Source organism: Microbispora sp. ZYX-F-249, from assembly GCF_039649665.1.
Lineage (GTDB): Bacteria > Actinomycetota > Actinomycetes > Streptosporangiales > Streptosporangiaceae > Microbispora > Microbispora maris.
This window is the reverse complement of sequence record NZ_JBDJAW010000020.1, coordinates 58,115-67,749: the sequence shown is the minus strand read 5'-3', so window position 1 is coordinate 67,749 and position 9,635 is coordinate 58,115. Positions and strand designations below refer to the sequence as shown.

Genomic DNA, 9,635 nt, shown 5'->3' with positions numbered 1-9,635 from the left:
TCACGCCTGACCGAGGAAGCGCAGGCGCCCGTTGGCGGCGAACTCCTCGCGCAGCGCGGCCTTGTCCTGTTCGGTCATGAGGCTGTATTCGGGTGCGCCCCGGCCGGCCCAGCGGTAGACCCGGTCCGCGGTCCGCCAGCCGTCCATCTGCATCTCCTTCTTGCGCAGCTTGTTCGACCCGGTCGCCGGCAGCGCGTGGGAGACCCGCACGTAGCGTGGCGCGCCCTTGGTGCCGAGGTCCTCCTGCGCGGACAGGAACTCCGGCAGGCCGAGGTCCTCGAACGACGTGCCCTCGGGGATCTCGATCGCGGCCATGACCTGGTCGCCGGAGCGCGGGTCGGGCACGCCGAAGACGCCGGCCGCCACGATCAGCGGGTGCCGGCGCAGCACCCGCTCGGTCAGCAGCGCGGAGATGTTCTCGCCGTCCACCCGGATCCAGTCGCCCGACCGGCCGGCGAAGTAGAGGTAGCCGTCCTCGTCGACGTAGCCGAGGTCGCCCGTCCAGTACCAGCCGTGCCTGACCCGCTCGGCGTCGGCCGCCTCGTTCTTGTAGTAGCCCTCGAACCTCGCCGCGCCGTCGACGTCCACGATCTCGCCGATGGCCTCCTCGGCGTTGGCCACCCGGCCGTGCGCGTCGAGCACGGCGCGCGGGCAGGTCTCGCGGGTCTCGGGGTTGACCACCCGTACGCCGGGCCGCGCGGGGCGGCCGAGCGCGGAGGCCGGTCCCTCCGGGGCGAGTTCGATCATTCCGGCGCCCTCGCTGGAGCCGTACGCCTCGATGAGCCGGCAGCCGAACCTGCGCAGGAACTCGGCCTGGTCCTCCGGCGAGGCCTCGGTGCCGAAGGCGTGGTCGAGGGTGGTGTCGGCGTCGTCCGGCCGCTCGGGCTGGGCCAGGACGTACGCGATGGCCTTGCCGACGTAGGTGAAGAACGTGACGCCGTAGAAGCGCACGTCGGGCAGGAAGCCGGAGGCGGAGAACTTGGGCACGAGCACGACGGTCGCCCCGGCGGTCAGCGACGGCGCCCACAGCGCCATCAGCGCGTTGCCGTGGAAGAGCGGCATGCAGCAATAGCTGACGTCGTGCCGCTGCACGTCGTACTTCTCGCAGTTGGCGTAGCCGAGCCCGGTCAGCCGGCCCTGGGAGCAGACGGCGGCCTTGGACGCGCCGGTCGTGCCCGAGGTGAACAGCAGCAGCATCCGCGTCTTCGGGGTGATCTGCGGGTCGCGGACCGGCTCGCAGGCGTGCGCCGCGACCGTGCCCGCGTAGTCGCCGCCGTCCACCAGCAGGAAGCGGTCGCGCGGGACGCCGATGTCGAGCCCGTCGAGCAGCTTCAGGCCGGCCTCGTCGGTGACGACGAGCTGCAGGTCGGTGTGCCTGACCTCCTGCTCCAGGTAGGCGCCGCGGCGGGTGCTGTTGATCCCGACGATCGTCGCGCCGGCCAGGGCGGCGGCGCCGAGCCAGAAGACGTACTCGGGGGTGTTGTCGAGCAACACGCCGATGTGGAAGGGGCCCTCCCGGCGCAGGCTCCGGGCCAGCGCCGCCCGGGCGGCGCTCTCCCGCACCACCTCGTCCCAGGTCCAGGTGCGCCCGCGGGTGCGCAGGCCGGGGTGGTCGTCGCCCAGACGGTCGAGCAGCAGGTCGGCGATGGTCTCCCGGCGCACCGCTAGCCCTTCCGCTGTGTGGGGATCGGGCCGGTAAGCACGCAATGGGTGCCGCCGTAGATCGCGGTCATGCACTTGTTGCAGTGGATGCACAGCGATCTGACGCTCTCGTCGGCCTTGATCCGGTTGATCAGGTCCGGCTCGCGCAGCAGCGCCCGGGCCATGGCGACGAACTGGAAGCCCTCGGCCATCGCCTGGTCCATGACCTGCTTGTTGGTGATCCCGCCGAGCAGGATGAGCGGCATGCTCTTGAGCGCGGCGCGGAACTGCCGGGCGTCGTCGAGCAGGTAGGCGTCCTTGTAGGGGTAGGCGCGCAGGAAGTGCTTGCCGACGAGCCGGACGCCCAGCTTCACCGGCTGCTTCATCACCGCGGCGAACTCGCGCAGCGGGGCGTCGCCCTTGAACAGGTACATGGGGTTGAGCAGCGAGCTGCCGGCCGTGAGCTCGAGCGCGTCGAGCGAGCCGTCCTCCTCCAGCCACTGGGCGACCTTGATGGACTCGTCCAGCCAGAAGCCGCCGGGCACGCCGTCGTCCATGTTGAGCTTCGCGGTGATCGCGATCCGGTCGCCGACCGCGTCGCGCACGGCGCGGGCGATGTCCCTCGACAGGCGGGCCCGGTTCTCCAGGCTGCCGCCGTACTCGTCCTTGCGGTGGTTCAGCTTCGGGCTGAGGAAGGAGCTGGCGAGGTAGTTGTGCCCGAGGTGGATCTCCACGGCGTCGAAGCCCGCCTCGATCGCCATCGTCGCGGCGTGGGCGTGGGCGGCGACGATGCGCCGCAGGTCGTCGCGGGTCGCGGCCTTGGTGATGCTCGTCGTGGTGGCGTGGAAGTGCCGGGTGGGGCCGAGCGCGGGCAGCCCGTTCGACTTGGGGTTCGCCACCGGGCCGGCGTGCCCGATCTGCGCGGCGACCGCGGCGCCCTCCGCGTGCACGGCGTCGGTGAGCTTGCGCAGGCCGGGCAGGGCCTCGGGGGTCCACTGGATCTGGCGCCGGTCGGTACGCCCCTCGGGCGCGACCGCGCAGTAGGCCACGGTCGTCATGCCGACGCCGCCCTGGGCGTGCCGTACGTGGAACTCGATGAGCTCGTCGGTGACCAGGCTCTTGCGGCTCAGCCCCTCGTAGGTGGCCGCCTTGACGATGCGGTTGCGCAGGGTCACGGGCCCGAGCTTGGCCGGGGCGAGCACGTCCGGAACGTTCTGCGCGGCCTCCGGGGGCGGGGGCGCTTTCCGGGGCGCTTCCTGAGTCATTGGGGATCCTCCACTCCGGTCTTCGAGCTGTCCAGACGTTAGTCAGCGGGACCCGCCGGCGATCCGGCGAATCCCGCTGACCGGGAAGAACACGGTGGTCAGGCGCCGCGTCCCTCCAGGGCGGCGGCGATCCGGTCCGTGTGCGCCTGGCCCTCCAGAAGCTGGCGCAGCAGCCACAGCCGCAGCACGCGCGCCACCGCCGCGGCGAGGTACAGCGCGGCGCCGAGCACGGTCACCGCGGCGCACGCGGTCGCGAGGATCTGGAAGGAGGCGATGTCCCGCAGGTCGTCCTGGGTGAGGGAGTTGTTGTACGCGACGAGCCCGCCGGCGACCCCGGCGATCATCAGCAGCACGCCGGCGACGCGCACCGCGCCGTCGTGCTTCGACCCGTCGGTCTTCAGCTTCATCCGCGCCACGTCAGATGTGAACCGCTCGCGTCGTTCCTCGGTCAGCATGGGTCAGCCTCCTAGGTAGCTGCTTGAGAGTTGGTCCTCGATGTCGCCGGGGCGGCCGGACGCGACGACGCGTCCGTGCAGCATCAGGGCGGCGGTGTCGGCGATGGGCAGCACGGCGCGGGCGAACTGCTCGGCCACCAGCACCGACAACCCCTCCGCCACGAGCTGCGCCACGGTCTCGTACATCTGCGTGACGATCATGGGGGCGAGCCCCATGGACAGCTCGTCGAGCAGCAGGATCACCGGATCCGTGCCGAGCGCGCGCGACAGCGCGAGCATCTGCTGCTGGCCGCCCGACAGCGAGCCCGCGAGCTGGTGGCGGCGCTCCCCGAGGATCGGGAAGCGGGTGTAGGCGGCCTCCTCCAGGTCCGCCAGGCGCGCCCCGGTCCCGGTCGCGGCCCACAGGTTCTCCCGCACGGTCAGGTTGGCGAACACTCCCCTGCCCTCCGGGATCGAGCAGATGCCGAGCCGTGCGGCGTCCTGGGCGGTGATGCCGTTGACCCGCCGCCCGGCCAGCCGCAGCTCGCCGCCGGTCAGCGGCAGCAGCCCGGCGCAGACCTTCATCGTGGTCGACTTGCCGCCGCCGTTCGGGCCGAGCAGGGCGACCACCGACCCCGGATGGACCCGCAGGTCCACCCCGTGCAGCACCTGGATCGGCCCGTACGCCGCCCGGGCGCCGGCCAGCTCCAGCAGCGGCTCCTGTCCGCTCACGCGACCTCCCCGGTATTGACCTCTTCGGTGCCGATGTAGGCCGCGACGACCTCGGGCGACTCCCGGATCTCCTTCGGGGTGCCGGAGGCGATGAGCCTGCCGTAGTCGAGCACGTGGATCGTCGTGCACAGCCGCATGACCAGCGGCAGGTCGTGCTCGACCAGGCAGATCGCCAGTCCCTCGGCGGCGAGGCCGGTCAGCAGCGCGGCGAACGCCTCGGTCTCCCGCTCGGTCTGGCCCGAGGCGGGCTCGTCGAGCAGGAGCACGCGCGGCGCGGTCATCAGTGCCCTGGCGACCTCCACCACCCGGGCCCGGCCGGTCGGGATGGCCGAGACCTCCAGGTGGGCGATGTCCTCCAGCCCGGTGCGCGCCAGGATGCGGTCGGTCTCCTTCTCGACGTCGACCTCGCGCCCGGTGGCGCGCAGGACGTCCCCGGCCACCCTGACGTTGTCGCGCACCGACAGCGACAGGAACAGCTCCAGCCGCTGGAAGGTGCGGGCCAGGCCCAGGCGGGCCCGCCTCGCCGGGACGAGGCGGGTGACGTCGGCGCCGTGGAGCAGCACCTGCCCGGCGGCCGGCCGCTGCAGGCCGGTGACCGTGTTGAACAGCGTGGTCTTCCCGGCGCCGTTCGGGCCGATCAGACCGGTGACGCACCCGGCCTCGACGCCGATGCTCACCCCGTCGACCGCGGTGTTGCCGCCGAAGCGCACGGTGACGCCGCGTGTCTCAAGCAACGGCATGGACGCTCGCCTCCTTCGCCGTGCGCTCGCGGACGGGCAGCCCCAGCTCACGGTCGAGCCGCTCGCGCAGCTCGTCGGTGTACGGCTCGTCCACGCCGGCCAGCTCCGGCGGGGTCCGCCTGACGGGCGCGGCCGCCCGCATCCGGCCCGCGACGGGCAGCGCCATGACCAGGCACGCGGTCAGGATGGCGAACCACCAGTTGCCGACGACACCGGTCAGCGCCAGGACGTACAGCGCGGTCTCGACGGCGGCGGCCCCGGCCAGCAGGCCCTTGGCGCCGCGCAGCGCGCGGTAGCCCTCCACGATGTCGTGGACGGTGCCGCTGGGGTTCTTGCCGACGCCCATGCCGATGAGCGCGGTGGCGACCACGAGGAGCTGGCCGATCGCCTTGTAGATCGTCTCCATCGAGGGGTGTGCGGTGGCGAGGTCGTTGAACGTGCCCACCATGATCGTGAATCCGACGCCGGACATCAGGCCGCCGAACAGCGCGCCGCTGATGTAGCCGATTCCGCCGACGACCGTGAGCATGACCAGCGCGAGGCTCGCCATGATGGCGAAGTTGTCGCCCGAGACCGAGCCGGCGGCGCTCGCCATCAGCAGTCCGCCGAGGCCCGCGATGGCCGCCGACAGCATGAACACGCCGAACTTCAGCTTCACCAGGTTCTGGCCGAGCATGGCGGCCGCCGCCGGGCTGTCCTTCATGGCCGCCAGGCGCCGGCCGTACCCGCCGGCGCGCAGCGCGGCCAGGCCGACCCCGATCAGCGCGAACAGCACGGTCGCGGTCATCAGGGACGTGCGCGGGTCGCGCAGGTCGAGCGGGCCCACCCGGAGCGGCGGCACGATCAGCGTGCCGTTGGGGAAGATCGAGAACGTCACGCCGAGGACCGTGTGCTCGGTGGTGTCACGCAGCACCATGTTCGACAGGAACACGCCGAACGCCATCGTGGCGAGTGCCAGGTAGAGTCCGCGCAGCCGCAGCGCCGGCAGCGCGACCAGACCGCCGGCCACGGCGGTGACGAGGACGGCGAGCAGCACCCCCCACAGCGTCAGCCGGGAGGCCGATCCGCTGCCGGTGACACCGAAGTGGAACCCGATGATCGTGGCCACCGCGCCGAACGACAGCGGGGCGAGGTTGATCTCCCCGGCGTAGCCGGTGAGCAGGGTGAGCGAGAGCGCGACGATCGCGAACGTCATCCCGAGCGCGAACGTCGTGATCGACGCGTCGTCCAGGAGCAGCGCGAGCAGGAAGACCGCGGCCACGAGCGCGACACCCCATACGGCCGCCGAGCGCGGCGTGGGTGGCCGGTACCGCTCCCGGGTGCGCACCGCCGCCACCCGGAGCCGGTCCTGGGGCAGCACGATGAGCACCACGAACAGGATGATCATCGGCAGCGATACGCGGAAGTTGCCGGCCCACGTCCAGTCGGTGGGGAAGTACGCCATGACGTACGTCGCCGTCATGCCGAGCACCATCGCGCCGGCGAAGGTCCGCGGGATGCTGCGCAGCCGGCCGAACATCGCGGCCGCGAACGCGTCGATGACCAGCAGCGTCAGCTGGTTGGCCTCCAGCGCGCCGCCGCCGATCGGGGTGACCAGGATGCCGGCCAGCACGGCGAGGGTCGAGCCCGTCGCCCACGACAGCATGGCGATCCTGTCGGGGTCGTGGCCGTTCAGGCGGAGCAGGTCCGGGTCGTCCACGGCGCCCCGCATGACCACTCCGGCGCGCGTGCGGGTGAACAGCAGCCGCAGCCCGATCGCGACCGCCACGGCGACCACGAGGCAGATGATCTCGTGGACGCGGACGACCACGCCGCCGAACTCGATCTTCGCGTTCGCCCCGAAGAACATCTCCATGATCCGGGCCTCTTCGGGATGCCAGACCCATTGGGAGAGGTAGACCATCCCGAGCAGGATGGCGACGGTCACGACGATCTTGGTCACGTCCGCCGTCTCACGCAGCCCCCTCATGATCAGCGTGTGGAGCAGGGCCCCCATCGCGGGCCCCGCCAGGCCCACCACGACGACCAGTGACAGCCAGGCCGGCCAGCCCCAGCCGTAGGTGAGCTGCCAGTAGAGGAACGTGCCCAGCATGGCCTGGGCGCCGTGCGCGAAGTTGAAGATTCCCGAGGTGGTGTAGGTGAGGACCAGCCCGGACGCGGCGACGGCGTAGACCGCGCCGAGGACCAGCCCGAGGATCGTGAAGGTCAGGAACGACGTCATGCGAGGCCCTTGCTCTGGACGGCGAGGACGGCGGCGAGCCGGCGGACCGGCCCGCCGCCGGAGCGATCAGGCCTGCGGCTTGATCACGTCGGAGGTGAGGAAGGTGGTCGCGACCCGGTCCTCGTCGAGCTTGGTGCCCCAGGTTCCCGGGTCCGTCTTGAGCAGGTTGCTCTTGTCGCACTCGAACTCGCCGACGGTGGCCGGAGCGACCTGCTTGTAGGTCGACCCGGTGAGCTTCACCATGAGGGTGCAGTCGGACGGCATGTTGGCGCCGGGGTCGGTCGGGGCGTGCAGGCCGCCGCCGGTCCACTCATGGACCTGCGACAGCTTGTCGACCATGCACTGGCGGGTGAGTTCGGAGCCGCAGTCCTTGGCCGCGGTGGCCCACAGCAGGAAGGCGGAGGTCGCCTGCATGCCGAGCAGCGCGGTCTTGCCGCCCTCGGCGTTGACCAGGTCGAGGTACTTCTTGACGGCCGGCACCTTGTCGGCGTTCTCGAACGGCTGGAAGATCAGGCCGGCGTGGATGTTGTCGCCCTGGCCGCTCGTGTTCCACTTCGCGACGGCCTGGCTGTACCAGGTGGCCTCGAACACCAGCGTCGGATGGGCGTCCACCCGGTCCAGCGACTCGAGCAGGCTGAACATCGCCGGGTCCGGCGACTTGGACGTCCACAGCGCCTTGACGCCGCACGACTTGAACTTCTCCGCGAACGGCACGTAGCTCGGGTCGCCCTCGGCGTTGAGCTGCACGCCGCACTTCTTCGGCGCGATGCCGATGTCCTTCATGGCGGCCGCGATCTTGTTGCTGCCCGCCATCACCGCCGGGGAGGTGGAGGTGACCAGGTCCACGGCCGAGGCGAACTCGGGGAAGGTCTTGGCGGCCAGCTTCAGCGGCGCGGCGTTGTAGTAGTCCACCGGGTACGGCACGGCCTCGAACTTCATCGGGCCCATCGCGGCGTTCGGGCCGACGGTGTAGCCGGCGACCACCGGCAGCTTGCACGCGACGCGGTACTGCTCGGCGGACTCGTCCATCGCGAAGCCCTCACCGACGAGCATGAAGTCCTGCGTGCACGCCTTCTGCATGACGGTGGCCGCCTGCATGTAGGCCGCGTCGTACTGGTGGCCCACGATCTGGCGGCCGTTGACGCCGCCCTGCGCGTTGCACCACTTGATCATGGCGCTCACCGCGTCGCCCATCTCCTTGGACAGGCCCGGCGCCTTGGTGAAGCCGCGGTCGTCGCCGTAGCCGATGGCGATGGTGGTGTCGGTGACGCCCTGGTCGGTGGCGCCCTTGGCGTCACCGGGCCCGCAGGGCGAGGCCAGGGTGCCGAACGTCTCCTGACCCTGACCGCCCGCGGCGGCCGGCGACTGCGCGTCGCCGCCGCTCGCCGGCACCGCCGCCGAGCCGCCGCGCTCGCCGGCGCAGCCCGCCAGCATCGCGAGGGCCAGGGCACCGGCCGCCACGCGGCCGATCGCCTTGCCGTTCATCCGGTGGTTCTCCTTTCGCTGACCGCCAGACGGCGGCAGGTGGTGCGGGGGGTGCGGCGGCTCAGCCGAAGTAGGCCTGCCCGCCGTCGAGGGGCACGGTCGCGCCGGTCAGGTAGCGCATGTCCGGGCCCACGAGTGCGACGACGGCGCGCCCGATGTCCTGCTCGCAGTCGCCGATGTAGCCGAGGGGAATGGTCGTGCGGAACTCCTCCGCCTCCTCGGGGAACGCCTCCGTCCACCGCTTCAGGCCCGGGGACAGGGCGTGCGGGGCGATGTTGTTGGCGCGGATGCCGTCGGGCCCCCACTCGGCCGCCGCCGTGCGGGTCAGCGAGCGCAGCGCCTGCTTGGCCGCGGCGTACGCGCCGTACGTGGAGGGGTCCCAGCGGACCATGGCCGAGGTGACGAGGTTGACGATGCTGCCGCCCCCGCGCGCCTTCATGTGGGGGTGACAGGCCTTCATGAACGCGAAGGCGGCGAACGGGCCGCTGCGGAAGCCCTTCTGGAAGGCCGCGTCGCTCATCGACAGGAGCGTGCCGTACGCGCCGGTGTAGGCGTTGTTGACGAGGATGTCCACGCCGCCGAACCGGGTCACGACGGCCTCGACCACCGCGGGGATCGTCTCGGTCTCGGTCACGTCGCACGCGAACGGCTCCGCCGTCCCGCCGCGCTCCCGGATCAGCTCGCAGGTGGTTTCCAGCTTCGCCACCGTGCGGCCGAGCACCGCCACGGACGCGCCTTCGGTGGCGAGGGCCAGCGCGATGCCCTGGCCGACGCCCTGACCGGCTCCCGTAACAATCGCGACTTTTCCGTCCAGGCTTCCCATGCGTCTTCCGTTCCGCCGTGTGTTGGGCCGAAATAGTGCTGTGACGCGGCACACCGAAAGTGGGCAGTCCCGCTCACCGGGAACCAGGCTTCACCGCCGCGCGGCTCCGGCGTGCGCCGATCCCGGTCACCGGGAAGCGCGCCACCGCGCAGGCCGGCGCCGGATTATGTGGGACAGCCGAGTGTCCACGTGTCGGCGTGGTGCGCTACTGCGACCGCTTCCGGGTGGCGGCCCGCACGGGAGATCATGTATGCGTCAAGCGGGGCTGCCGGGCCCCGAACCGAAGAAGGCCGT

General features: G+C 71.5%; 8 protein-coding genes. All 8 read right to left on the bottom strand.

Going from position 1 to position 9,635, the window contains the following annotated elements; genetic code table 11:
- On the bottom strand, positions 1-1,662 hold the full coding sequence (gene casI, locus AAH991_RS23320) for a steroid-22-oyl-CoA synthetase (protein ID WP_346228020.1): 1,662 nt from the start codon (positions 1,660-1,662) through the stop codon (positions 1-3).
- 2 nt (positions 1,663-1,664) lie between these two features.
- Entirely contained in the window at positions 1,665-2,906 is a 1,242-nt protein-coding gene (locus AAH991_RS23315; RefSeq protein WP_346228019.1) for an NADH:flavin oxidoreductase, read from the bottom strand.
- A 98-nt stretch (positions 2,907-3,004) separates the two neighbouring features.
- Positions 3,005-3,361: a hypothetical protein gene (locus tag AAH991_RS23310; RefSeq protein ID WP_346228018.1), complete on the bottom strand. Its 357-nt coding sequence runs from the start codon at positions 3,359-3,361 to the stop codon at positions 3,005-3,007.
- Positions 3,362-3,364: 3 nt separating this feature from the next.
- Positions 3,365-4,072, bottom strand: a complete 708-nt coding sequence (locus AAH991_RS23305; RefSeq protein ID WP_346228017.1) for an ABC transporter ATP-binding protein — start codon at positions 4,070-4,072, stop codon at positions 3,365-3,367.
- The gene (locus AAH991_RS23300) at positions 4,069-4,812 is read right to left on the bottom strand and encodes an ABC transporter ATP-binding protein (RefSeq protein WP_346228016.1); all 744 of its coding nucleotides are present in this window, start codon (positions 4,810-4,812) and stop codon (positions 4,069-4,071) included. Before AAH991_RS23300 ends, AAH991_RS23305 begins: the two co-directional genes overlap by 4 nt.
- Positions 4,799-7,033 carry an ABC transporter permease gene (locus AAH991_RS23295; protein ID WP_346228015.1) on the bottom strand — a complete coding sequence of 745 codons (2,235 nt, stop codon included), beginning with the start codon at positions 7,031-7,033 and terminating at the stop codon, positions 4,799-4,801. Before AAH991_RS23295 ends, AAH991_RS23300 begins: the two co-directional genes overlap by 14 nt.
- Before the next feature lie 66 nt (positions 7,034-7,099).
- The gene (locus AAH991_RS23290) at positions 7,100-8,518 is read right to left on the bottom strand and encodes an ABC transporter substrate-binding protein (protein ID WP_346228014.1); all 1,419 of its coding nucleotides are present in this window, start codon (positions 8,516-8,518) and stop codon (positions 7,100-7,102) included.
- Positions 8,519-8,579: 61 nt separating this feature from the next.
- Positions 8,580-9,341 carry an SDR family NAD(P)-dependent oxidoreductase gene (locus tag AAH991_RS23285; protein ID WP_346228013.1) on the bottom strand — a complete coding sequence of 254 codons (762 nt, stop codon included), beginning with the start codon at positions 9,339-9,341 and terminating at the stop codon, positions 8,580-8,582.
- Between the last annotated feature and the right edge of the window lie 294 nt (positions 9,342-9,635).